Below are 25,191 nucleotides of genomic sequence, written 5' to 3'. Positions count from 1 at the left end.
TCCGTACCTGCGCCAACTCATCACTAAGCGCAGACATTGTCATCTGTTTATCCATGGTCTTATTATATCACTTCTGGCAGTATCGCGCCTACTTTTCTGTGCGGTATTGCCCTAGAAGTAGTAGAAGAGGCCACTGAGGAAGTAGAGTTATTTAGTTCTGTAAGTGAGACGGTATATGCCACAACCACGGTAAATGTCCGTGATACATATAGTGCCAGTGGTAATCAATTAGGAAGTCTAACCACAGCACAATCTGTAACTCGTACTGGTATAGGAACCGGGGCAGCAGAAGGTTGGAGCCGTATAGAGTTTAATGGGGCAGAGGCGTATGTGAAGTCTGATTATCTCAGCACCACGAAGCCAGTAACAAGCACACCAAGTAGTGGCAATAGTGGATCTAGCACAACCACTAAACCAAGTAGTGGCAGTTCAAGTGCAACTACTACACCAAGCACTCCAAGTGGTGGAAATAGTGGTTCCAGTACAACTCAAACACCTCCTCCAACTTCTAGTGCAGCAGATGACAATATCCTTGGTAGTCTTGAAGAAGATTCTATGGAATGGGCAAACAGCTCAGAGAGTGGTGAATGGGGATCCGCAGAAAACGCTGATAACTCCTACGTCCCACCAATAACCCTACCATAATAAGTAGTATAAAAATAAGGAGGCATTTAGATGAATTTACAATCTTATCACAATTCAGATGATAGATACCGGTAAATTGTTAGAAATAGCTGGCCAGACACTGATACGTCTGCCGGTCCTCGATCCGCAGCAGGTAGCCGTAGATGGCGATGGCGGTGGAGGAGAGCCCCAGAGAGTAGAGTTCGTTGGGCAGCGGGAAATAGTTTTTGACAGGATCCCGCGCGGGCCAGTGCTTCTTTTTCATTTGGCACCTCCCAACTGCTTTTCGACCCACCGGATGAACTGTTCCTTGGGAACGACCATCCGATTGCCGACCCGGAGGGTCGGAAAGTCATATTAGGACCCCGTGCAAATGCTTTACATTTACACGGGGAGAGGAGGAACAAGGGAGCGCAATGGATGCTCGGCAGAAATGCCGGGCGGAATGGAGCGAACTTTGTGACGACGAGCATCAGCTCATACCCGCTGGACGGCGACACGCCCAACACTTTGGCCACCGTTTCCGCGTTGAGAAACAGCGGCAGTTCGTCATAGGTTTTGTAGATGGATTGTTTCAATGGTACCTCACTTTCCTGGTTGACTTTTTTGTACTTACGGTGTAGACTTATTATAGAATCTAAATACAATATGTCTCTGATGATAGAGTAGCAAATCTTTACACCGCTGTCAAGACACATTGTATAAACAAATTATGAACAGTCTAATTTGGGAGAGAACCATATGACCAGCTATACCTTCAAGACGTACCTGGCGGATGGCAGGGAGTACTTTGTATATGGCGAAAAGGAACTGACAAAAAAAGACTTTCCGTTTCCGGAAAGTCTTTTGGAGCTGCTGTATCTGGACGTGTGGAGTTTGGAGCTATTGACGAAACAAATGGACCGGGCTTTGCTGGATCTGTACCAGACGAAGGAGGATCGGTGCGCCCAGGAGATTCTGACGCTGCTGGACGAACTGGCCGGGAAACACATCTACTTCGAGTTTTTGCGTTTAGACTGGATGGAGAGGCTGGAACAGTCCCGGCAGAATGGGTATGGAGACGCACCGGATTTGCTGCCCCACAAGGAGATTGCCTGGATTCCAAGCAACCTGGACACCATGCAGAAGCAGATCCTGCGGCTCTTTGCCAAGGCGCTGGACATCGACGGGGAGAAAAAATCCGTGCAGGAGAAGATGGTGGAGTACTACACCCAGGCCGGAGACGACACCTTGAACACGTTTCAGTTCCGACCCCAGCCGGTGAACTTTGAGGTGATTGACAGCCGGACCTTTACGGAGGTGCTGTATCCCAACAGCATCTATGATCTCATTGACTTTGCGGTGCGGGAGTGCGTCAAGCGCGAGGTGAAACTGCGGGTCTGCAAAAACTGCGGGCGCTATTTTTACTTCACGGGACGGACCAGTGCGGAGTACTGCAACCGCACTGTGGACGACAAGGGCCGCACCTGCAAGGAGATTGGCGCATTCCGGGCGTGGGAGAAAAAGCGCAGCGGCGACGATCTCTTCAAGCTCTACCGGAGAGAGTACAAAAAACGCTTTGCGTGGATCAAGGCGGGCCAGATCTCCAAGGAGGGCTTCTACGCCTGGAGCGAGCAGGCCAGAGAGAAAAAGGACGCCTGCGAAGCAGGTACCCTGTCGGTGGAAAAGTTTGGGCAATGGTTAAAAGAATCCTGATGTAACAGACTACCCGCTGTGGGTAGTGAAGGAATGAAAAATCTGTGCTATACTATCTTATCAAGCTAAAAATGGGGCCTTCTGGAGGTTGCGGACGCTTTGTGATCTGACAAAAAACATGGGGTGGATCTATGAAACACAAAAACTGCATTTTTTTGTTGATTGCGGTCTTATTGTTTTGCACCGGCTGTTCCGACACGGCCAAAAAAGAAGAGACGCCGACCACCATTACGGTCTGGCACGTCTACGGCGGGCAGACCGATTCCCCCCTCAACGATCTGATTGAGGAGTTCAATCAGACCGTGGGCAAAGAGCAGCAGATCAACGTGCAGGTTACTTCCGTGTCCAACACCAACACCATCCACGAGCTGGTGCTGGCGGCCGCCAATGGAGAGCCGGGGGCTTCGGAGCTGCCGGATCTCTTCATCTCCTATCCAAAGACCGTCATGGCGCTGCCCGATGACAGCATTCTGGTGGACTATCGGGACTACTTCAGCGAGAAGGAACTGTCCGCCTTTCTTCCGGCCTTTGTGGAGGAGGGCATGGTCAACGGCCGTCTGGTCGTCCTTCCGGTGGCGAAATCCACAGAGATCATGTTCATCAACCAGACCCTGTTCGACCGCTTCTCCCAGGCCACCGGCGTGACACTGGAGGATCTGGATACCTGGGAGGGGCTTTTCCGGGCCGCGGAGATCTACGCAGACTGGACCGACAACCAGACGCCGGACGTTCCGGGAGATGCCAAGTCCATGTTCGTCCACGACTACTATTTCAACTACTTCCAGGTAGGAACGGAATCTCTGGGCGAGGAGTTCTTTCAGGATGATGTGCTGGCCTTCGGCCCCGCGTTCCGGACGGCGTGGGACCCCCTGGCTCGGGCTGCGGTTCAGGGCGGCGTCTGGCTCGATGGCGGCTACGCCACGGCTTCCCTCCGCACCGGCGACAGCATCGTCAGTGTGGCCTCCTCGGCCAGCATCCTCTATTACAGCGATGTGGTGACCTATCCGGACAACACATCCGAGGACATCACGATCATCTCCCGCCCCTGTCCGGTCTTTGAAAACGGGGAAAAGCTGGTCATGCAGCGAGGGGCGGGCTTCTGTACCGTGCGATCCACCCCGGAACGGGAACAGGCCGCCGTGACCTTCCTCAAATGGCTGACCGAACCGGAACACAATGTGGAGTTCGTCACCCGAACGGGCTATATGCCGGTGACCCAGGCCGCCTTCGAAAACGAACTTCCCAAGGCCATTGAAGGCCTGGAGAGTGCCAAATATGCTTCCCTGTATCAGGCATATCTGGACACTCAGGCAAACTACGAATTCTACGTGCCGCCGCAGCTGGAAACGTATCTGAGCCTGGAAACGACGCTGGAAGACCATGTGCGAGCCCAGCTGGCCCTGGGCCGCCAGGATTATCTGGATGCCGGAGAGACCGGCCTGGAACAGATCTGTGCAGACCGGTTCCAGACCTTTCAGGAGATCATGGAGCGGTAGCACATGAGAGGGGGAAACGCCGTGCTGAAGAAGCTGAAGGAGATCCGGACGCTGAATGCCTTTGTCAAAAAACAGAGCGTGGGCATGCAGAGAAAGCTGATGCTCTACTGGGTGTCCATGATTTTGGTGATTTTTGCGGCGGCGATCCTCCTGCTGTCCGTTGCCGGAGCCTTTTCCCAGAACGACGAACAGCTCCATGAAGTGATGGAGCTGCACCTGAAAAACACCCAGGACAATCTGGTCGGTCATCTGGACCATCTGACAGCCCAAAGCCTCAATCTCTCCAAGGAGCTGAGCCGTGAGATTGAAGGGGCGCTGGTGCAGGAGGGCATCTCTCTGCAGGAGGTCAACGACGACCCGGAGCGGCTGCTGAAGCTGCAGGAGGTCATGTACCCGCCGATCACCTCGACCCTCCAGACTGCCAACTGCAACGGCGCCTATGCCATTCTGGATGCCACGGCCAACACCGCCCTGCCGGTGGCCGGCCATTCCAGAAGCGGCATCCACCTGCGCTACTCCAACCTCAGCGCCAGCAGCCCGGTTACTCCCACCGTGGTCTACTTCCGCGGGATGGCGGACATTGCCCGGCAAAAGGATCTGGAACTCCACAACCGGTGGAATCTGGAATTTGACACCGATCAGATTCCCGGCTGCCGGGAACTGATGGATGCACCGCTGAACCGGCCCGCCCAGCGGTACTTCTGGTCCCGCCGGATCGACCTGAAGGACACTTGGGAATCCGTCATGCTGCTGTGCGTTCCCATTGTGGGCAGCGATGGAACCGTATACGGCGTCTGCGGCGTCGAACTCAGCGCGCAGTACTTCCAGCTGTCCTACCCGGCGGTGGAAGGAAAGTTCGGCTCCGCTGTCACAGCCTTGGCACCTGTTCAGGACGGTCGGCTTCTGCTGTCGGACGGTTTGGTCGGCAGCGTCAGCGGCACCTATCTGGATGGCCTGGAGACCCTCGCCATCCATCAGGGACGGTACTATAATGAATATGCCACGGGTACCGAGCGGTATATCGGCCTCCATCAGATCATCCCGATCTCCAGGGACGACGACGGGGGCACAGACTGGGCCGTGGCCATTCTGATCCCCCAGGACAGCTATGCCGCGTACACCGCCGACGTCCAGCGGACGTGGATCATCGCCGCCCTGGGTCTGCTTCTGGCCCTGCTGGCCCTTTCCTTCTTCCTGGCGCGGCGATTTGTCCGGCCCATCACCGACAGCCTCAAGCGGTTTCAGCAGGAGGAACTGCCGGAGCAGGGCCTGTCCTCGGGCATCTCGGAGGTGGATGAGCTGGCGGAATTTCTCAACGCCCGGGCGCGGAACCAGCGGCTGGAGCAGGGAGAGCTGCCGCCCAACATCGCCGAGCTCTTTGACCAGTTCGTGGCGCGGAAGGATCTGCTGACTGAGGCGGAGCGGAATATTCTCCGCTACTACATCGACGGTCACGAGATCGCGGAGATCCCGGATCTGGCGTTTATCAGCATGAGCACGGTCCGGAAGCACAACCGGAGCATCTACGAGAAGCTGGGCGTGGCCTCCCGGGATGAACTGATGCTCTACATCGATCTCCTCCGCCGCTGCGGAAGACTCCAGGAACTTTTTTAAACCATACAGCAAGGCGCACAAAACCGATGGATTGGTTTTGTGCGCCTTTTCTATAATCCTTGCAAAGCGCGCAAAAAGTATCCGGCGGACCATATACACGCGGCGGCTGCTCCTGGTATAACGGAATCAGAAAGGAGGCGCGTCCCATGAAAGATCTGTTGGCGAGTCATCTGGAGGATTGCTCCACGGACCGGTACTTTTGCTTTTCCATCCGCTGCGAGGTCTGCGGCGAGTACTGGTACAGCAGCAGCATCCCCTTTGCCAAAGCGGCGCAGGCGGTGCAGTACCGGGAGAAGCAGGAGCTCTACGACGCCATCTACCAGCGGGAAAAGCAGCGGGCCCGGGCGACCGCCGGCCAGGAGGCCAGGGAGCGGTTCAGCCAGTGTCCCGTGTGCCGGCGGCTGGTCTGCGACGCCTGCTTCCTCATCTGCGAGGAAATGGACCTGTGCCGGGAGTGCGCCGGCCGTATGCAGGAGCCCGGGGAGCCGGTGGCGCCATGAAGAGGCGATGGATGCTCCCCCTTCTTCTGCTGCTACTGATGCTGACCGGGTGCAGCGCGGCGGATTCGTCGGGCCGCCTGATTCTCGCGGCGGAGGGCGCCGAAGCATACGGTGCGGAGCTTGCCGCGTTTCTGCCCGGGTATTCGCTCCGGGCGGCGGAGGACACCTTATACGCCGAGGTGTCCCGGGGCAACGCCGTGGCCTGCTTCGATGTGCAGGCGGTTCCGGCCATGAAACGGGGTGTGGGCCGGTACTGGTATCCCCATGTGGCGGCCACGGTGGTTCTGGCGGTGGACCGCAGCCGGACGGACGCGGTCATCACCGGTTGGGGAAGCCTTCTGGAAAACCAGGTTCCCGCCGGCTTCGGCAGCACTTCCGTCGTCCGCAATATGATGGCCCTGGGGGCTCTGGCCTACGGGCTGGACCGGGAGGCACCGTCCAAAGGGGCCGCCCTGGATTTTCTGAAACAGCTCCATAAGAGTAGTGGATTTGAGCTAGACAAACCGGACGTTCCGGTGCTGATTTGCCTGGATTATGAGGCCGCCGCCTGGAACCGGCAGGGCGGGAATTTTGAGATTGTTGTGCCGGCGGAGGGGACACTGTCCTACCGGCTGGGGCTTCTTTCCGATGAGCCGCTGACCCTGGAGCCGGGGCTGGACGACGCCCTCCTGGCGGCGGGACTGCCCCTGGCAGACGGGGAGAGACCGCCGGATTTTCCCGGCCCTGACCGGTCGGCCCGCTTCCTCGGGGAGGAGGACTATGACCGGTTCCTGGACCTCACCGGTGACAGCAGCCGGGATCTGCGCCGGCAGGTGTACCATACCCGGCTCTACACCACCGCCGACCTGCGGGAGCATATCCTGTCCGCGCTCCTGATTGCCGCGGCGATTCTTCTGTGGAAAGGCACCGTGTCCCACCGGGTGGTCCGCCGGGACGTCCGCCGGACCGTGGCGGCCATGAGCTGGCTGATGGTGGGGTGGCTGCTGCTGCGGCTGTTCAAATATCAGCTGCTGTCGGAGGGAACATTGTGCCGGACGTGCTGGTACGGGTACTATCTCTTTCAGCTGGCCCTGCCGGTGGCGCTGCTGTATCTGACGGAGATTCTGGACCGGCCGGAGGGGGAAAAACGGCTGCTGCGTCCCCTGTGGCCGCCCCTTGGGGTGTACGTTCTTTCGGTGCTGCTGGTCATGAGCAACGACCTCCACCAGCTGGTATTCCGGTTTGAGCCAGGGGGAAACTGGAACCGCGAGTATCACTACGGCCCGGGATATTGGGCCGTGACGGCCGCGTCGCTCCTCTTTTTCCTCCTGGCCATGGGAAAACTCTTCCGCAAGGGGCGGCGGAGTACCTACCGGGGCGGCAAAATCCTGCCGCTGCTGTTCTGCGGAGGGCTGCTGGCCTACATCGCGGCCTATGTACTTCGGGTGCCCCTGGCGTGGGAGAGCGATCTCACGGTCTGCATCTGCGTGATCTCCGTGCTGTTCTTTGAAACGGTCCTCCACGCGGGACTGGTACCGGTCAACATCCGGTACCGGCGCCTGTTTGCCTCGGCGCCCATCCGCCTGACGCTGCTGGACGGGGACGGCGGCACGGTGCTGTCCTCCCGGGACGCCCGGCCCATTTCCCGCTCCCTCTGGCAGCGGCTGCGCACGGATATGGGGCAGCCCCTGCTGCGGGATCGGGACACCCAGCTCCACGCGATTCCCGTCCGCAATGGCATGGCCGTGTGGCAGGAGGATCTCGCCCAGCTCAACCGCCTGCGGCAGGAGATCCAGGACGTGCAGACCCGTCTGGAGGCGGCCAACGCCCTGCTGCGGGAGGAGGGCGAGGTCAAAAAGCGGCTGCTGACGGCAGAAGCCAACCGGGCCCTCTTTGAGCAGCTGGACCGGGACATGGAGCGCAGGATCCGGTCTCTGACAAGCCTCATCGAAACGCTGCAGGAAACGGAGCATCCCGAGGGGCTGACGGCGTTCATCACCTTGAGCCTGTGCCATATCAAGCGCCGGTGCAACCTGTTCTTTCTGGCCCGGCAGGGCCAGATGCTTTCCGGCGACGAGCTGGGGATCTATCTGGACGAGCTGGCCGAGCTGGCCCGGTACGCAGGGCTCCAATCCCTGCTTCGCTGCGGACCGAAGGGCGGCCTGGAGATCCGCACCGCGACCCTCTGCTACGATTTTGCCTTTGAAACCATATCCTTGGCCCTGCGGGAGAACGCCTCTCCGTTGATGGGGTATCTGGAGACGGAGGGGACGCATCTGGCGTTTCGCTTTCTCCCCGGCGGCGATCCCGGCCGGTGGCAATTCTCCGAGGAACTGACGGCGGCGGTTGCCGCCCTAGGCGGGCAGATCGTCTGCAAGGACCTGGACGATGCCTTCGGCATCTGTCTGACAATCCCCCTGGGAGGTGCGGACCATGGCTGAGTTTTACCGATTCCCCCAATGGGTGCTGACCGCCCTGGTGATGGTGGCGGCGGCGTGCATTGTGCTGCAAACCCTCTCCATCTCCTATGGCCTCCGCCGCCTGCGGACCGGCTGGGCCCGGCGGGTGGAAAACGCCATGGAGTGCGCCGTTCTGGCAGTGCTGTTCCTGTTCGCCGCCCTTCTGGCCCAGGTGCAGTACGCTCTGTACGGCGGCTTTTTGGACCCCACCGCCTATGGCCCTGCCCGGGAGACGGCCTTCCTGCTGGCAGCGGTGCTGGGCACCGCCACGGCGGTGGGCACGGAGCTGATCTGGCCTTTTTTCGTGGTGGGCGGAGCGGCGGTTTTGCTGCCCATCACAGAGCGGATCACCGGGCCTGCTTATCCGCTCTTTTTCCTGGCGGGGATTTTGTTTTTCCTGCTCCGTGGCGTACACCTCTGTCTGCTGCGCCGCCGGGAGCTGTATACCCAAATTTCCTCCATTTCCGTCAAGGAGGCCATCGATGCGCTGCACACGGGCCTGCTGTTTTTCCGGCCCAGGGGAGATATCCTGCTGTGCAACCGCCGCATGGATCTCCTGGCCCGGCAGATCACCGGGCAGTCCCCGCAAAATGGGAACGTGTTTCAACAGCTTTTGGAGGGCGGTCCCCTGCGCAATGGCTGCGCCCGGGAGATTCTGGGCGGGCAGCGGGTTTTCCGACTCCCCAATGGCACCGTGTGGAGCGTTGCGACTCATGAAATTCCCATGGGCCGCCGGGCCTTCCTGCTGCTGACCGCCGACGACGTGACGGAGCGGTGGGACGCCATGACGCTGCTGGCCCGGCAGAATGAGGCCCTGGAACAGCGCGGCCGGGAGCTGCGCCACACCATCGAGCAGCTGCAAACCATCTGCGAGGCGGAGGAGATCGCCCGAAGCAAGGGCCGGGTTCACGACCTGCTGGGCCAGCGCATCAGCCTGCTGCTGCGGGCCCTGCGGGACGGCCAGCAGCCCGACGAGGCGCTGCTGCTGGAATTTGCCCGCAACCTGCCCACAGCCCTCCGGGAAGATCGGACGCCGGGACCTGCCCGCCGTCTGGAACTGCTGCGGGAGACCTTCCGGGGCATGGAGGTGTCCGTGGAGCTCCAGGGGGTCCTGCCGGAGGATGAGGCAGTGGCCGACAGCTTTGCCGAGATCGCCGTGGAGTGCGTCACCAACGCTGTGCGCCATGGCTACGCCACCCGGGTCCAGTTCCATCTCTTCGAGAATGACTGCTGGCGCATGACAATTACCGACAACGGCATTCCTCCCGCCGGGCCTGTCCGGGAGGGCGGCGGCATCGGCGGCATGCGCCGAAGAATTCAACGGCTGGGCGGAACCCTGGAACTCTTTACCGTCCCCCGGTTCCGGATTGAACTGTCCGTTCCAAAGGAGGCTGAGCGAACATGACCAAAGTCCTGATTGTGGAGGATCACGCCTCCATGCGGGAATCCCTGACCACGGCCCTGACGGCGGCGGGGGATTTTACCGTGGTGGGCGAGGTGCCAAACGCCGACTATGCCCTGGACTTCTGCAAGCATCTGCACCCGGATCTGGTGCTGATGGACGTGTGTACCGAGGGCGGCGCCTCCGGGCTCAAGGCGGTGGAGGCCATCCGCCAACTGGATGATACCATCAAGATCATCGTCATGACCGCCTTTGATGAGATCACCTATATCCCCCGGGCCAGGGCCGCCGGGGCCAACGGCTTTGTCTACAAGAGCCGGAGCCTCAGCGACTTTCTGGCGGTGGCCCGGCAGGTGATGGCAGGAGGCAGCAGCTTCCCCGAGCCCAAAACCATCCCCATGCCCCAGGGAGAGGCTCCCCTGACCGACCGGGAGATGGAGGTGCTCCGGCTCATGTGCAAACACATGACCACCAAAGAGATTGCCCGGGAACTGTTCATCAGTGAAAACACCGTCAAGTACCACAAGATGAACATGCTGGGCAAGACCGGCTTTTCCAAGGCGGTGGATCTGGCTTTTTACATGATCTCCAACGGCTGGATCAACCCTTTATATTAAGCGCATACGCCCCTGAATCCACCGGCTTTGTGCCGGTGGATTCCTCTGTTTTCCAGGTAAGACTACCCGCTGCGGATAGGGCGCGGCGCCGGAAATCGTTCTACAATGAAACTGCAAATCAGATTTGGCAGGGAGGTGGGGATGCTGAAAACCGTGCTTTTGATTATGCGCCGGGCGTCGCTGGCCCAGGGCCTGATGGCCAAGATACACGATGCCCCCGGCCTCCAGCTGTGCTACGAGCCGGACTATGCCAACGCGGACACAGCCATCCGAAGCCACCTGGCCGCCGGGGCGCTGCTGGAGGTGGCCGAGGACGGCCAGCAGGACATGGACTACTGCCTGGCCCTGTGCGCCTGGCTGCGGGAGGTCACGCCCCACTGCCGCCTCATGCTCATGTGCCCAGAGGGGCAGACGGAGACGGTCCACCGGGCTATCGAAGCCAAGCGCCGGGGCGAGATCGACGATTTTGTATTTTACGACGTGTCCCTGGACTATCTGGCCGCCAGTTTGCAGTCCCTTTGACGGTGGGCGGCGCAGCCTGCAAGATGTGGCCGCTGCCGCCTGCTGCACCAAAGCCCGGATTGTCCCCTTCATCCGGCGGTACGCGGAGAAATAACCGGATATTCCTATGAAGCGGAGCGGCATTTGCCGCTCCGCTTTTTTGCGCTTTGCCGGCATAACTACCCGCTGCGGGTAGGGTGCGAAACTGCGGCACCAGGTAGAATGAAACCATAGCATAGGGTAATGCGGACATCACACAATCCGAGGAAAAGGAGATGGAACAGCATGAAAATCAGAAACACGAGCGCAAAAATAGCCTGGAACGTTTGGAGTATTCTGCTCTGTCTTGTGATGGTGCTGGGAATGCTCCCAACCGCGGCGCTGGCGGCGGATGATACCGAATACCCGGAGGCAGGAAAGGTCTCCATCGCTGACAACGGCATCGCGTCCATCGTTACCCTCCAGACCATCAGCCTTCCGCTGGAAGCGAAGGTCCAGCAGGGGGGTATGCTGGAGTCCTTCGTCGAGACCTTCGAATTTGAACTGGTGGATACGGCGGAAGTGCCCCAGGACCTTTCCTATTATGGCATTTCGCTTTTGGATCATCTGAAAATCGAGATCAACGGCAAGGGTACGTTTACAAAAACAGTCGATTTTATGGTGGAGATGGGGAACTTTGCCGCAAATCACTGGCGAGCTGTGACGCCGGCGGGCAGTGATGAGGTTCACTGGTACGCCAAGACTTTTCTGATTCAGCAGAGCAATCCCCCCAAGTTCGGATGGGAGTATTCCACCACAAAATATGCGCTGACCTTCTGGTATGACGTGAAAACCAAGAATCTGGAGCTGGAGATCCATGTGCCGGGGAATGACGTCTATTTCGACAAGGCCTCGTTTACCAACACCTATACCTGCAACGAAATCGGTTATACCGTGTCTTTTAAAAAGACGGTGAAGCTGGGCGGCAGCGCCGCTCCGGACCGGCAGGTGTTTGCGCTGGAAATCTTCGACCCCGGCGTCAGCAGTATGACCGATTTTGAGGATCTCTACACCGCCACGGTCACCACCGACGGCGAAGGCAGCTACATGGGCACATTGGACATCTTCGGCCCGGTGGACCAGGTGGAAGCCCTCATCTGCGAGGGCTTTTATGTCCGGGAGAGGCATACGGGAGCCGAAAACTGGACCTATTCCGATGCGGTATGGCATATGGTGCCGGTCTGGGACACCGACGGATGGTTCTTAACGTTCTATCCCACCACTTTGGAGCGCCTGGAAAACGGAGATGTGTATTATAAAGATGCCAAATATCCGGAAGATACCATGATTTTTGAAAACATCTACACCCGGGACTCTGCTGCAAACCCCTTCACCGACGTCCCAGGGGACAGCTACTATGCCGACGCCGTCCTCTGGGCTGTGGACAAGGGCATCACCGCCGGCACCGGCGCCGCCACCTTTGACCCCGACGGCATCTGCACCCGCGCCCAGGCAGTCACCTTCCTGTGGAGAGCCGCTGGTTCCCCCGCCCCCAAGGCAGCGTCGATGCCCTTTGCCGACGTTCCAGCGGGCAGCTGGTACTATGATGCGGTGCTGTGGGCCGTAGAGCAGGGCATCACCGCCGGCACCAGCGCCACCACGTTCAGCCCGGATCGTAACTGCAGCCGCGCGCAAATTGTCAGCTTCCTGTACCGCGCGGCCGGCAGTCCCGCGGTCAGCGGCAGCCCGACCTTCTCCGATGTGGCCCCCGGCGCCTACTACGCCAAGGCCGTCCAGTGGGCGGAAACCAAGGGCATCACCGGCGGCATCGGCGGCGGCCTGTTCGGCTCCGACAACAACTGCACCAGAGCGCAGATCGTCACGTTCATCTACCGCTCCGCTTTTTAAAAGGACGTATGGCGGAGACCGGAGAAAAGGATTACAATAGAGCTGACAACCGCAATCCGACAGAATCTGCGTGTTCAACAGAATGCCTGCAAGCAAATCAGACAAGGAGGCTGCCATGAAAAAACGGATTCTTGCACTGGTTCTCACCCTGACCCTCTGCCTTTCCCTGGGGGTTCCGGCCCTGGCCGCCGGCGGCTTCCGCGATGTGGTGGAAAACGCCTGGTATCTCCCATACTTGAACACCGCCGTGGGCTCCGGGCTGATCAACGGCCGCGGCGACGGCACCTTTGCACCCAACGACAGTATCACCGGCGCCGAGGCCGTAAAGCTGGCCGCCTGCCTGGGCCAGCTTCTCTCCGACGGCTCCGTCACCCTCACCAACGGCTCCCCCTGGTACGCCAGCTACATGGCCTACGCCGTGGGACACGGCATCCTGGATGAGCCTTTCGACCAATACGGCGTCCGCGCCCCCATCTCCCGGGCCAAGCTCATGGATATGCTGTGCCGCGCCATCCCGGAGGACCAGCGCCGGGAGATCAACACCATTCCCGACGGCTCCATTCCCGACCTTTTTGCGTCCGCCGATTACGCCGGCAACATCTACACCCTCTACCGGATGGGTATCGTCACCGGCTCCGGCTCCCGGGGTGCCTGCCTGCCCGACGAGAACATCCGCCGCTCCGAGGTGGCAGCCCTGGTGGCCCGGGTCGTGGACCCGGATCTGCGGGTGTCCTTCAGCCTCCAGGCGCCTTCCGCCACGCTTTCCGAACTACGTCGGCGGACGGAGGAATCCGGCGCCCTCTGTGCCGCGGCTCATCTGGGCTATGCCCCCGTCTATGATGAGGCCGCCGCCATGAAACTTTATCCGTTCCTCTCCGACGTTCCCGCCGGCAATTACATCGACGCCGGCGGCGACGAGCTGTATCTCATCGTCCCCTGCCAGGACATTGCCGCCACGGTCTACGCCACTGAAATCGACTGGGAACTCTATGACTACACCCGCGGCAGGCTGCTCGGCATTGTGGAAGGGGAACCTTTCCTTCTTCGCTGCAACGTCAGCGACATCTTTACTAACTCTCTCATCGTCCTGTCCACGGCCAACGGCGAGGCCTTTGAGTTCAGCCCCAGCATCTCGCTGAAGGACGGCACCCTGGCCGTGCCGGAGAGCGGCGTCTACGACTTTACCAGGTACTGAAGCATACACGACCAGCGGAGCGGCATTTGCCGCTCCGCTTTTTGTTGCGGTCAGCCCCAAAGACTACCCGCTGCGGGTAGGGCGGAGCAGGACCGAAACCGGTACAATGAAGCCAGGATCAAGCATGATATCTCCGAATGCTTTTCAAAATCAAATGAGAGAGGAGAATGTACGATGGGACTGATCAAAGCCGCCTTCGGCGCGGCTGGCGGCGTGCTGGCTGATCAGTGGAAGGAATTCTTCTACTGTGAAGCTATTCCCGCGGATGTGCTGGCGGTAAAGGGACGAAAAAAGGTCACGGGCCGCTCCAGCAACACCAAGGGCGATGACAACATCATCACCAACGGCTCGGTGATCGCCGTGGCCGACGGCCAATGTATGCTCATCGTGGAGCAGGGCAAGGTGGTGGACGTGTGCGCCGAACCGGGCGAATACACCTACGATACATCCACGGAGCCCAGCATCTTCTCCGGCGATCTGGGGGAATCCATCAAGAGCGTGTTCCAGAACGTCGGAAAGCGCTTCACCTTCGGCGGTGAAGCCCCCAAGGACCAGCGCGTCTACTACTTCAACACCAAGGAGCTCACCGGCAACAAGTACGGAACCCCCAGCCCGGTTCCTTTCCGGGTGGTGGATCAGAGGGCGGGCATCGATCTGGACATTGCCATCCGCTGCTTCGGCGAGTACAGCGTCCGGCTGAAAAACCCGCTGCTGTTCTACACCAACGTCTGCGGCAACGTCACCGAGGACTACAAAACCGAACAGCTGGCCGGCCAGATGAAGACGGAGCTGCTCACGGCCCTCCAGCCCGCCTTTGCCAAGATCTCGGAAATGGGCATCCGGTACTCGGCCCTTCCCGGGCACACCCTGGAGCTGGCCGAGGCTCTCAACGAGCAGCTCTCGTCCCGGTGGCGGGATCTGCGGGGCATGGAAATCGTCTCCTTCGGCGTGTCCAGCGTCAAGGCCAACGAGGAAGACGAGCAGATGATCAAGGAGCTGCAGCGCAACGCGGCCTTTATGGATCCCACCCGGGCGGCGGCCCATCTGGTGGGTGCCCAGGCCAGCGCCATGCAGGCAGCGGCAAGCAACCAGGGCGCCGGTCCCGCTATGGCTTTTATGGGCATGGGGATGGCTGGACAGATGGGCGGCATGAACGCCCAGAACCTCTATCAGATGGGCGCACAGCAGCAGGCTCAGCCCACCCCCGCCCCTGTACCCACGCCCCCGCCTGCCGCCCCTGGCTGGACCTGCGCCTGCGGACAAAGCGGCATCACCAGCAGCTTCTGCCCTAACTGCGGCAGCAAAAAGCCGGAGCCCAAGCCGGCAGCAGAGAGCTGGCAGTGTACCTGCGGTGCAGCCGTCACCGGAAAATTCTGCCCGGAGTGCGGCAAGCCCCGGCCCGCAGCGGACGGCTGGACCTGTTCCTGCGGTGCGGTGAACAAAGGGAAATTCTGCGCGGAGTGCGGGGCAAAAAAGCCCGCCGGCGTGCCCCAGTACAAATGCGACAAATGCGGCTGGGAGCCGGATGATCCCGCCCATCCGCCCAAGTTCTGCCCCGAGTGCGGCGATCCCTTTGACGATGGAGATATGCAGGGATGACCCGGGGAAGAAAAACCGCCGTATTTTCTGTTGTAGGTCTGTTCCTGCTTCTGGCGGCTGTGGGATATTGTTTCAGAGGTCATCAGGGAGGTGATGCACCCATACAGAAGAAATCTGCCGTGCCGCCCGGTACCTTGACCGGCGTCACATACAGCCACACCAGCGGCATGGTTGCCAGAGCGGATTTTGCCATCACGCTTTCGCCGGTGGCTATTCTGGAAACAAGCTATTATCCGGCCCTTGATCCGGATACGGCGGAGGACGAGGAGTGGTATCATCCGTCCACCAAAGAGAATGTCCCCATCACCGCGGCTCAGTGGTCGGATGTGGAGCAGATCATTCTGGAGCTCTACCCGCTGATGGAGCCCATCCCGGAAAACCGGCGTGAGGTGAAGCTGCCACCGGGGATCGAAGTCATGGATGGCGGGGACTCCACCAGCCTGATCCTGACCTGGAGCACAGAAGACGGAACACGGAGCATCCGTTATAATCCGCCAAACGACCGCCGTATCCATACGCTGATCGCTCTGCTGGAGGAGCTGGCCGACCCCATTGGACGGGAGATCCCCCGCTATGACCCGGCGGAGCCGGAAAATTCTGAATATCCATAAAAACAACATCAAACGGGAGGTATACAAAATGAAAGGTCAGAAAGCGTTGAAGGTTACATCCATTCTCATGATCATCGGCGGTGTGATTGCCGCTGTAGTCGGCATTCTTGCCGTCCTCGGCCTGGCCGCGCTGGCTGCCCTGTCGGAAAATACCGAGGGCGTCGGCCTGCTCTATGCCGGTTCCATTATCATCGTTGTGTCCTCGGTCATTGAATTCATCGCCGGTATCAAGGGCATCGGCGCCTGCAGTGCTCCGCAGAAGGCTGCTTCCTGCATCAAGTGGGGCATTTTCATCGCCATTTTGTACGTGGTCGCCACGGTGATCAACCTGGTGGGCGGCGGCACCTTCAGCATCATCAACCTGGTTCTCAACCTGGTACTGCCGGGCCTGTACGTCTATGGCGCGGCGCAGCTCAAAAGCGGCGCCAACGTATAATCGGACTTAGAAAGGAACGCGGGCTATGGGACTCTTTGGAAAGTTATTTGAGAAAAAGGAGTGTTCCGTCTGCGGCGGTGAGATCGGACTCCTGGGCAACCGCAAGCTGGAGGACGGCAATCTGTGCAAAAGCTGCGCCGCCAAGCTCTCCCCCTGGTTCAGCGATCGCCGTCAGAGTACGGTGGCGGAGATTCAGGAGCAGCTGTCCTACCGGGAAGCAAACCAGGTGAAGGTCGCTTCCTTCCACATCACCCGGACCCTGGGCGAACGCACCAAGGTGCTGCTGGACGAGGACGCGGGCCTCTTTATGGTCACCGCCGCCAAAAATCTGGCGGAGGCCAATCCCGATGTGCTGGCCTTCTCCGACGTGACAGGCTGTACCCTGGACATCGACGAGCACAAAACGGAAATCGAATACCGGGACGCCGAGGGAGAGCGCCAGAGCTTCAACCCCAGACGGTATGCCTATTCCTATGACTTCAACATCGTGATCCACGTCAATCACCCCTATTTCAATGAAATCCGGTTTCAGCTGAACAGCGAGACCGTGGGCAGCGACGTGGAGACGCTGCTGGACGGGCCCAACGACCGGCGCTCGCTCCGGGGCGGCCCCAGAACCTCCAACGCCGAGGAAGTCCGCTCCAGCGTGGAATACCGGCAATACGAGGACATGGGCCGGGAGATCCGGGAGGCTCTGCTCCAGGTCCGGCAGCAGGTGCGGGAGGAGGCCGCCGCGGCCGCCGCTCCCAAGGCGGCCATGACCTGCCCCTACTGCGGCGCCACCACCACCCCCGACGATAGCGGCTGCTGCGAATTCTGCGGCGGTGCCGTCCACGGATAACCCGCGGCGGCTTCCGCGGAAAAGGAGGAAATTGAACATGAACCGCAAGAAACTGCTTTGCGTGCTCCTGGCGGCGGTGATGCTGCTGAGCCTCGCGTCCTGCGGCAAGAAGGATGCGGCAGACGCCGATCCGAATCTGATAAAGATTGGATCGTATGAGCTGCGCTATCAGAGCGCGTGCATCATGGAGGATTACGACGGGAACGACGCCGTCGTCCTGACCCTGGACTTCACCAACAACACCAAGGAGAGCGACACCTATCTTCTTTCGATCGTCGAGACAGCCACCCAGAACGGCCAGGAACTGGAACCGGCCACCATCTTCCTCAGTGAGGACTCCTTCGACACCATCGTTGACAGTCAGTACGCGGAGGTTGCTCCCGGTGAAACCATCGAAATCCGATCGGCCTTTGTGATGGCCGATGCCGCCAATGATATCGAAGTGACCTTTGAGGAGCTGTTCGGCAGCGACAAGGGCACCATCACCGTCGATCCCGTGGACCTCATCCGGGAAACACCGGCGGGCGGCTCGGAGCAGGAGACCCCCGACGGCGGCGCCTCCGACGCGCTGCTGGAGTGGTGGAACGGCGACTGGTACGGCTGGTGGACCGTGTACGGCTGCTCGGATGGGTATGCAGATTATGAAGACCAGTGGTGGGACGCCGGCGCCACCATCGACATTTCCCCGGACTATACGGGCCAGATCACCCTTTGGGATGAGCTCCGGGACAAGTCGAGCCCCCTGGCCGAGGTGGGTGTGACCCTCAGTGAGGACGGCACCGGCGAATACGGCACCGTGATGTCTGAAGACGGTTACTTCACGGATATGCTTATGGAGTACGGGAGCTGGATCATCGACCCGGGCACGATGGAGCATCCGGATATGATCAACATCTGGGGCTACTACGACAACGGCACGGATTACTTCTCCTACGACATCTACCTGCGCCCCTGGGGAACCTACTGGGATGATATGTACGAAGAAGATCTGCCCTATTACTACGACAGCTGGTATCTGCCGCTGATCGAGGCAGGGGAGCCCATGCCCGATGTGATCGGGGAGGGCGCCCTGGATACCGGCACCGCCACGGCGTCCGGTGACGTGCCCGGCGGCGACGGTATCATCACCGATGAGCAGGTGTACAAGGGCTGGGTCTACATGAGCGAAGTGGCCAAGGACATCTTCAACACCGCCTACGAGGAGCTGGTGGACTACTTCGGCGTGGAGGGCCAGTTTGTCGAGGAATCCTACAGCGACGTCTATGAGGCCAATATGCGCTACTACAAATGGGTATCCTCGGAGAATCCCAACAACTTCCTCTACGTCAACTTCCTGGAGAAGGAGCCGGGCGTCTATAAGATCAGCGCCTTCAACACCAGCGGCATCTCCGGCAGCGAAGCGGTGGAGAAATACCTGGACATCGTAAAGGCTGAGGCCGCCGAGGCGGATCGGGCCGCGGCAGCCAATACGGTAATGGAGGACTTCTCCATGGAGGTCAAGGACCCCATGACGGACAACGTCATTCGGATTTCCACAGTCCTTCCGGAGAGCGGCTGGTCCTCCAAGAAGGACATCATCGTGGAGAATGAGGACCCTGACGCCTTCGGCGCAGGCGCCATCACCTTCAAGCTGCGGGAGAGCATGGAAAAGCTGGAATCCAGCAAGGATTCCTACAAAAACTTTCAGGAGATCGAGGACCGGGTCATCGGGGGCATTACCTTCAAAGGCCGCACCTACGAGTATATCGGCTATGACTGGATCGAGTATGTGGCGCAGATCGACGACGGCCGGTTCCTGTCCGTCGGTCTGACGGATCTGGATTGCTTCCCGGGAACGATGCCCGATATCATTCTCAACAGTATGCAGTTCCAGTAAAAGAATTTCGGTAGGCGGAGGCAGACATTCCGCATCCTGGCCGCGGTGTGGAACCAATGATCCCCTGCGGCGGGGAAGGTGTCTGCCGACGCCTGCCGATTTTTCCAGGCACGGAACTGGCCAGCCTATCCGGTCAGAGCGGAAGATGCAGAAAGGAGCAGTTATGAAAACGACATTCCAACGCGTGATTGCGCTTTCGCTGGCACTGGTTCTGTTTCTGTCTTTCGGCGCCTGCGCAAAACCGCCGCGGCCGGAAGCAGCATCGACTGATGTGGAAAAGAACCCCATCGAAGCATCCTTGCCCACAGCGACAGACAAGATCAAGCCGGAAAAGCCGCCTGTGGAACCCACCGCACCGGAACCGCCGCCGGAAGAACCGGACGTGCCGCCGGAACCGGCGGGATTTTCCGAAGAGGCGGCACAGTCCCTGGCCTGGCTGCGGGAGCGGATGAATGTGCCTCATGTCATGTTCGGCGCGGCCTTTCTGGGCTATGTGGGAGAAACTTCGGAAGCAGACTCGGCCATGGTGCAAAAATATCCTTTTATCCCGGAAATCGACGCGGAACATACAATCCCCGGCACCGATGAGTATCTGTTCTGTCTCGTGCCGATGGATGAAAACGCGGCGGTTTCCGTGAATCTTGTCCAGTGGCCGCCGGAATCGGACGGGGAGGAGATCCTCGAGGTCCTCTACCGCTCGGAGTCCGGAGATCCGGTGCTGTTCTTTGCCGACTGCGGCGCCGACGCAACCGCATATGATTCCTATATTCAGGTTCAGATCGTGGACAACGCAGGGAACAGCTGCCTGTGGTATCCGCAGCTGGACGCCATGGGCCGCATCGTGCCGTGCCTGTCGGAAAGCGGGGACTACCGTTCCTTTGACTTTACGGAATACGGCTGGCGGGGCGCCCCGCCGGAGCTGGCGTCGCGGCTGGCGGAGGGCTGGACCAAGGCCTATGCGTCCGGGCTGGGGGGCAGCTGGAACACCTCGACGGTGGAGGACACGGGCCGTACCATACACTACGACCTGATGCTCTACCTGGAGGACGAAACGGGCGGCGCGGCAGATCTGAGCTGGTACTACGAAGACTCCGATGATCTGGAGGCCATGTGGATGGGTACCTGGACGGTTCTCAACGACATCACGGACTCGCCCGCCTATATCTACCTGGACCTGTCCTTGTCCGGCGACGGCCTATACTGCTTCTCGGAAACCTATCCGTTCCTGGTCAGCCCCGCCGGTACGGAGCTGGTGCTGGGGAACGGTCTCCAGGGCATCCCGCTGCCCTTTATGACCGATGGCGAACTGCAGCCCTATGAGCTGACATGGGACTTTGAACTCATAGCCGGATGACCATGGATTGCGCCGGCACGGAAAGGAGGCATTCAGATGCCAGCACAGGTGACAAATTATCAGTGTCCGGCCTGTATGGGCCCCCTGCACTTTGTGGGGGAATCGGGAAAGCTGGAATGTGAATACTGCGGTTCCGGCTTTGACGTGGCGGAGATCGAGGCGCTTTACGCCGAAAAGGAGAAACAGGCCGCCGCGGCCCATGAGGCGGCGGAGCCGCGGGAGGGCGGTGATGGCTGGGACACCTCCGACCTCAGTGAGGACTGGGGCGACGAGGGCAGCGCCATGCGGGCTTACAGCTGCCCCAGCTGCGGCGCGGAGCTCCTCTGCGAGGAAACCACGGCGGCCACGTCCTGCCCCTACTGCGGCAACCCCACGGTGGTGCCGGGACAGTTCTCCGGCGCGCTGCGGCCGGACTTTATCCTCCCCTTCAAGCTGAGCAAAGAGGAGGCCGTAAGGGCCCTCAAAAAACACTACAAGGGCAAGTTTTTCCTGCCCAAACGGTTTACAGCGGACAATCACATCCAGGAGATCCGGGGAATCTATGTCCCCTTCTGGATGTTCGACGGCGAGGCGGAAGGCGACGCCCGGTATGAGGCCACCCGCACCCGTACATACGAATCCGGCGGCTACCGGATCACGGAAACGGACTATTTCGACATCTACCGCTCCGGCAGCGTCGCCTTTGAAAAAATCCCGGTGGATGCCTCCAGCAAGCTGTCGGACGACCACATGGATTCCATTGAGCCCTATGACTACCGGGAGCTGAAACCCTTTTCCACGGCTTACCTTCCCGGCTTCCTGGCCGACAAATACGATGTGCCCGTGGAACAGTGCCGGGAGCGGGCCGACCGGCGGTGTGAGGGCACCTTTACCTCAGCCCTTCAGCGTTCCGTCCGGCGGTACGACACCTGTACCGTGAAAGAGCTCAACGTCCATCTCAGGCGGGGCAAGGTTCAGTATGCCCTGATGCCCGTGTGGATGCTGAACACCAAATGGAAGGGGAAGGACTTCCTCTTTGCCATGAACGGACAGACCGGCAGGCTGGTGGGCGATCTGCCCGTCAGCTGGGGGAAATTCTGGGGGCTCTTTGCCGCCATTGCCGTTCCACTGGCGGTGCTGGGCTCGGCGCTGGCCCTGGTGCTGTGAGAAGGAGGGAACCGGATATGAAGAAGATCAGTCTGTCACTGACCCTGTTTCTCCTGCTGGCCCTGATCCTGGCCGTGCCCGCCATGGCGAGGACGGACTATGGCGTGATCTATGATGAAACCGAGGAGCTGGGCTCCCAGTACCTGGAGATGCAGGGGGTGGAGACCCTGCCGGCGCTGTCCGAGACCCTGGGCCTCGACCTGCGGGTGGATGTGCTGACCTTGATCGCCGATGACACCATCGGAGAGGCCGCCCAGTGGATCTACTACGCGTATGGGTACGGCTGGGGAGAACGCCTGGAGGGCGCCACCCTGACCATCCTCATGGAGCCCACGGTGGACGGCACCTACGCCATGCCCGCCGACGGCTGGTGCATTTACACCTCTCTGCGGTCGGGCCGCGGCGACAGCCAGGCCCTGGCCAGCGCCATCCGGGACGCCGTGGAGCCCAGCATGGCGGAGCGGGCGTGGAACGGCGAGGACCTGACCATGAGCGCCACCGCCCTGACCCAGGCCGTGGACGCCATGGCGGAGGCCGCAGAGGAGTACATCCTCGCCAACTGCCCGCCGGAAGCGGCGGCGGAGCCGGAAACTCCGGAGATGCCGGAAGAACCGGAAACGCCGGAGGTACCTGAAACAGCAGAAGTTCCCGAGACGCCAGAAATGCCGGCAGAACCGGAGCCCGCGGAGCCGGAAAGCGTCCCCATGGAGTATATCTTCGATTTCGGCGACCTGCTCCCCTATGAGGAGTGGGAAGAACTGGAGGCCCGGGCCAGGGATATTACCAACGGTCAGCACTGTGGCGTCTATTTTGTGCTGATCGACGACTATACGGACTACGGAGACGACGTGTATAAAGTGACCTACCAGCTCTACCACGAAGGACAGCTGGGCTTCGGCGACGGCCGGGACGGCATTGTCGTGCTTTTGAGCACGGACAACCGGAAATACGCCATGTTCGTCTACGGAGAGTACGCAGAATATGTCTTCAATACATACGGCCAGGAGGAGCTGGAGAAGCGGTTTCTCGGATTTTTCGAGTATGACGACTGGTACGGCGGCATCTCACACTACCTGGACGCATGCGACGAATTCCTGACCCGGGCCGAAGCGGGCGACCCGGTGCGCCAATCCTACTGGGGGCGCTTCGTGATGGCGGCGGGGGCTGGCTGCCTGGGAGCGGGGCTCGTCTGCCTCTTTCTCCTGCGGGGCATGAAGTCGGTGAAGCGCAAACAGGAGGCCAACGCCTACGTCACCGAAAAGGGACTGTGCCTGACCCTGGAACAGGACCTGTATGACCGCACGACTGTGTCGCGCAGCAAAATCGAAAAGAGCGGCTCCGGCGGCAGCTCCAGAAGCGAAAGCGGCGGCGGCGGCAGCGGCCGCAGCGGATCGTTCTGAGGGAGGGCCGTGCGATGAAGCGTGTCGTTCTGCACCGATTCCTCCCGGCGCTGCTCGGCGTGGCCATGACGCTGGGTCTGGCCGCCTGCGGCGCGGACGAGCCGCCATCCCTGGAAATGGAATCCACCGGTTTGGAGGAGCTTTTTTCCGCCGGCAAGACCGTGCCCGGCGAAGACCGTGAGATCACGGATGCCTCCTCCGGCGACCCGGGCCCGGACGGTGCGGCGGATACGCCTTCCGGCGGTCAGGCCGACCCGGAGGATGTGCCCGCGCCGGCAGCCGATCCCGAACCGGCGCAGGAATCCCTGACGCTGCTCTATGAAATCATGGCGTGGGACGATGGCTTTTCCGGCGCGGTGGCCTATCTGGGATACCGGGAGCAGGGGGATCCCACACCGCTGCCGGACTGGATGCGGGAGAATTGCCCCGGGCTGGTGGAGGAAGCACCGTTTTTGCTGGAGATCCCGGCGGAGCGCATCCTCGGCCCGGGCTACGGTGAGTTATACTGCATTGTCCCTCGGGATGAGGGCACCGTGCTGACCGTAGACCATGTGGCATGGGTGGCTTCTGAATATGAAGTCGGCGAGGTGACGGATGCCGTGCTCTACCGGGCAAGATGCGCCAAGCCTGTGCTGCTCTTTACCAATCCGGATCCCGATCACGGCCTGCCGGATGGCCGGATCACTCTGGAGGCGGACAGCATCCCGTACTGCGGCTGGTTCCCGAATCTGGACGAATACGGCTGGCCCTCCATACCCGGCGCTCCGGATACCCCTCTCCTGCTGGATTTTGGGGGTTGGAGGTATGTGACCGGGCTGGAGGATCCCCAAGACCGGGAGGCTCCGGCGGACGTCTGGTGGGATCCGCCCACGGTCTGGCAGCTGGCCTACACCAACTGGGTCTGCCAGGGCTGGTACCTGGAGCTCAGCTGGGGGGACAGTAATGATCCGGCGTACGAAGGCATCGTGTACCTCTACCGCCAGCCGGAGGAGGGACAGGAGCAAACCCTTGCCTATACCGGCGTCTGGCGTATGCGGACAGGCTGCCTTCAGATGGAGCTCACCGACGGCATGGGCGGCATCGTCAGCGGCAGTTTCCCGGTGCGGATGGATCCCACCGGCGAATATATTTACATCGAACAGGACTGGGAAACCGGCGTGTGTCCGCCCTTCTTCGGTGAAGACGAAAGCTGCGTGGACCTGTCTCTGGCCCATGGCTGAGGGGAACAGACGAAGTACAAGGCATTGACTGGCATGAAAGGAGAACCTGTATGGGGATTTTTGACAAACTAAAGCAGTCCGCCATGGATACCGTCATGGCTTCCGCCGCGTCCATGGGAAACAAGAGCGAATCTTTCACCTTTCCAACACTTCCGGAAAGTCTTGCCGAGATGCAGGCTCTTCCGGAGGCTGCTCTCGATACGCCGTTCCAGACAGCGGCGCTGACCGTCCTGGCTCTGTGCGCCTATGCCGCCGAGCAGAGAATCGGCCTTTCAATGCTGAACTGGCTCCGGGGACCGCGGCCTTTGAACGGACAGGAGATCTCGTTCCTCAATGACCGCTTCCGTGATGGAAAGTTCTACCTGCCCTTTACGTATTTTGTGGGTGCCACCCCGGACAACAACTATACGCCCACGCAGCCCTATACCATCCGGGTTGAAAGCAACCATGTCTCCGGCGAGGAGCCGGGCTATATGAAGTTGTTCATCCCCTGTGGCGGTGCGGATGCTCCCCGTCCGATCAAGCTCCGTCAGCGGGGCAACGACGGGAAGTGGTTCCTCTGGGAGCAGTATCTGCTCACCGGTGTCCGCACACCAAAGGCCGCCGACCCGTGGGCATAGACCACGGGAGATTAACTATTAAAAGTCAACCCCAAAAATGAATGGTGGTGGTGAAAAGAGATAGTTCAAGAAAGGTATAGCAAAGCAGAGGTCCGTAGGGACCCCGGCGTAGGCTAACA

Annotated in this window: 22 protein-coding genes and 1 pseudogene; 21 read left to right on the top strand and 2 right to left on the bottom strand. The window is 60.2% G+C overall.

Translation table 11 applies throughout. The annotated features are described in order from the left end of the window. Nucleotides 1-36: 36 nt before the first annotated feature. Complete coding sequence (locus ACTQ33_RS15780) at nucleotides 37-645, top strand: SH3 domain-containing protein (protein WP_441465490.1); 609 nt, start codon at nucleotides 37-39, stop codon at nucleotides 643-645. A gap of 79 nt (nucleotides 646-724) precedes the next feature. On the opposite strand, the gene ACTQ33_RS15775 is transcribed toward ACTQ33_RS15780, so the two are convergent. Continuing rightward, nucleotides 725-889 (bottom strand): hypothetical protein, encoded by a 165-nt coding sequence (locus ACTQ33_RS15775; RefSeq protein WP_441465491.1) that lies wholly within the window; start codon nucleotides 887-889, stop codon nucleotides 725-727. A gap of 205 nt (nucleotides 890-1,094) precedes the next feature. Further along, nucleotides 1,095-1,202 (bottom strand): annotated as a pseudogene (locus tag ACTQ33_RS15770) (DNA-binding protein); the annotation flags it as partial. A gap of 163 nt (nucleotides 1,203-1,365) precedes the next feature. On the opposite strand from ACTQ33_RS15770, the gene ACTQ33_RS15765 reads away from it, so the two are divergent. From ACTQ33_RS15765 to ACTQ33_RS15670, 20 genes are all read left to right on the top strand, one after another. Beyond that, nucleotides 1,366-2,319 (top strand): DUF6076 domain-containing protein, encoded by a 954-nt coding sequence (locus ACTQ33_RS15765; protein ID WP_441465489.1) that lies wholly within the window; start codon nucleotides 1,366-1,368, stop codon nucleotides 2,317-2,319. Between the two features lie 131 nt (nucleotides 2,320-2,450). After that, on the top strand, nucleotides 2,451-3,815 hold the full coding sequence (locus ACTQ33_RS15760; protein WP_441465488.1) for an ABC transporter substrate-binding protein: 1,365 nt from the start codon (nucleotides 2,451-2,453) through the stop codon (nucleotides 3,813-3,815). 21 nt (nucleotides 3,816-3,836) lie between these two features. Then, the gene (locus ACTQ33_RS15755; RefSeq protein WP_441465487.1) at nucleotides 3,837-5,429 is read left to right on the top strand and encodes a response regulator transcription factor; all 1,593 of its coding nucleotides are present in this window, start codon (nucleotides 3,837-3,839) and stop codon (nucleotides 5,427-5,429) included. A gap of 146 nt (nucleotides 5,430-5,575) precedes the next feature. Then, nucleotides 5,576-5,929: a hypothetical protein gene (locus ACTQ33_RS15750; protein ID WP_441465486.1), complete on the top strand. Its 354-nt coding sequence runs from the start codon at nucleotides 5,576-5,578 to the stop codon at nucleotides 5,927-5,929. 11 nt (nucleotides 5,930-5,940) lie between these two features. Then, nucleotides 5,941-8,349: a histidine kinase N-terminal 7TM domain-containing protein gene (locus tag ACTQ33_RS15745; protein ID WP_441465485.1), complete on the top strand. Its 2,409-nt coding sequence runs from the start codon at nucleotides 5,941-5,943 to the stop codon at nucleotides 8,347-8,349. Beyond that, entirely contained in the window at nucleotides 8,342-9,772 is a 1,431-nt protein-coding gene (locus ACTQ33_RS15740; protein WP_441465484.1) for a hypothetical protein, read from the top strand. Before ACTQ33_RS15745 ends, ACTQ33_RS15740 begins: the two co-directional genes overlap by 8 nt. Beyond that, entirely contained in the window at nucleotides 9,769-10,386 is a 618-nt protein-coding gene (locus tag ACTQ33_RS15735; protein WP_441465483.1) for a response regulator transcription factor, read from the top strand. Before ACTQ33_RS15740 ends, ACTQ33_RS15735 begins: the two co-directional genes overlap by 4 nt. A gap of 141 nt (nucleotides 10,387-10,527) precedes the next feature. Further along, nucleotides 10,528-10,908 carry a hypothetical protein gene (locus ACTQ33_RS15730; RefSeq protein ID WP_441465482.1) on the top strand — a complete coding sequence of 127 codons (381 nt, stop codon included), beginning with the start codon at nucleotides 10,528-10,530 and terminating at the stop codon, nucleotides 10,906-10,908. 264 nt (nucleotides 10,909-11,172) lie between these two features. Continuing rightward, entirely contained in the window at nucleotides 11,173-12,774 is a 1,602-nt protein-coding gene (locus ACTQ33_RS15725; RefSeq protein WP_441465481.1) for an S-layer homology domain-containing protein, read from the top strand. A 115-nt stretch (nucleotides 12,775-12,889) separates the two neighbouring features. Continuing rightward, nucleotides 12,890-13,969 (top strand): S-layer homology domain-containing protein, encoded by a 1,080-nt coding sequence (locus tag ACTQ33_RS15720; RefSeq protein WP_441465480.1) that lies wholly within the window; start codon nucleotides 12,890-12,892, stop codon nucleotides 13,967-13,969. Between the two features lie 174 nt (nucleotides 13,970-14,143). Further along, nucleotides 14,144-15,568, top strand: coding sequence for an SPFH domain-containing protein (locus tag ACTQ33_RS15715; RefSeq protein ID WP_441465479.1), 1,425 nt, complete (start codon nucleotides 14,144-14,146; stop codon nucleotides 15,566-15,568). Next, entirely contained in the window at nucleotides 15,565-16,179 is a 615-nt protein-coding gene (locus tag ACTQ33_RS15710) for a hypothetical protein (protein WP_441465478.1), read from the top strand. The genes ACTQ33_RS15715 and ACTQ33_RS15710 overlap by 4 nt, the downstream gene beginning before the upstream one ends. Nucleotides 16,180-16,207: 28 nt before the next feature. Beyond that, nucleotides 16,208-16,615 carry a hypothetical protein gene (locus tag ACTQ33_RS15705; protein ID WP_441465477.1) on the top strand — a complete coding sequence of 136 codons (408 nt, stop codon included), beginning with the start codon at nucleotides 16,208-16,210 and terminating at the stop codon, nucleotides 16,613-16,615. A 25-nt stretch (nucleotides 16,616-16,640) separates the two neighbouring features. Further along, on the top strand, nucleotides 16,641-17,456 hold the full coding sequence (locus ACTQ33_RS15700) for a DUF4428 domain-containing protein (protein WP_441465476.1): 816 nt from the start codon (nucleotides 16,641-16,643) through the stop codon (nucleotides 17,454-17,456). Nucleotides 17,457-17,493: 37 nt separating this feature from the next. Further along, nucleotides 17,494-19,332, top strand: a complete 1,839-nt coding sequence (locus ACTQ33_RS15695) for a DUF5067 domain-containing protein (protein ID WP_441465475.1) — start codon at nucleotides 17,494-17,496, stop codon at nucleotides 19,330-19,332. Nucleotides 19,333-19,495: 163 nt separating this feature from the next. After that, nucleotides 19,496-20,686 carry a hypothetical protein gene (locus ACTQ33_RS15690; RefSeq protein WP_441465474.1) on the top strand — a complete coding sequence of 397 codons (1,191 nt, stop codon included), beginning with the start codon at nucleotides 19,496-19,498 and terminating at the stop codon, nucleotides 20,684-20,686. A gap of 36 nt (nucleotides 20,687-20,722) precedes the next feature. Next, nucleotides 20,723-21,832: a hypothetical protein gene (locus tag ACTQ33_RS15685; protein WP_441465473.1), complete on the top strand. Its 1,110-nt coding sequence runs from the start codon at nucleotides 20,723-20,725 to the stop codon at nucleotides 21,830-21,832. Between the two features lie 17 nt (nucleotides 21,833-21,849). Next, a complete protein-coding gene (locus tag ACTQ33_RS15680) occupies nucleotides 21,850-23,232 on the top strand; it encodes a TPM domain-containing protein (protein WP_441465472.1) in 1,383 nt (460 codons plus the stop codon). Between the two features lie 14 nt (nucleotides 23,233-23,246). Then, a complete protein-coding gene (locus tag ACTQ33_RS15675) occupies nucleotides 23,247-24,452 on the top strand; it encodes a hypothetical protein (protein ID WP_441465471.1) in 1,206 nt (401 codons plus the stop codon). 50 nt (nucleotides 24,453-24,502) lie between these two features. Further along, a complete protein-coding gene (locus ACTQ33_RS15670; RefSeq protein ID WP_441465470.1) occupies nucleotides 24,503-25,072 on the top strand; it encodes a DUF6935 domain-containing protein in 570 nt (189 codons plus the stop codon). The last annotated feature ends 119 nt before the right edge of the window (nucleotides 25,073-25,191 follow it).

It is taken from the genome of Candidatus Avoscillospira sp. LCP25S3_F1, from assembly GCF_052117125.1.
GTDB lineage: Bacteria > Bacillota > Clostridia > Oscillospirales > Oscillospiraceae > Avoscillospira_A.
Note: the sequence above shows the minus strand (reverse complement) of the source record. Positions and strands in the feature narration are given on the sequence as shown.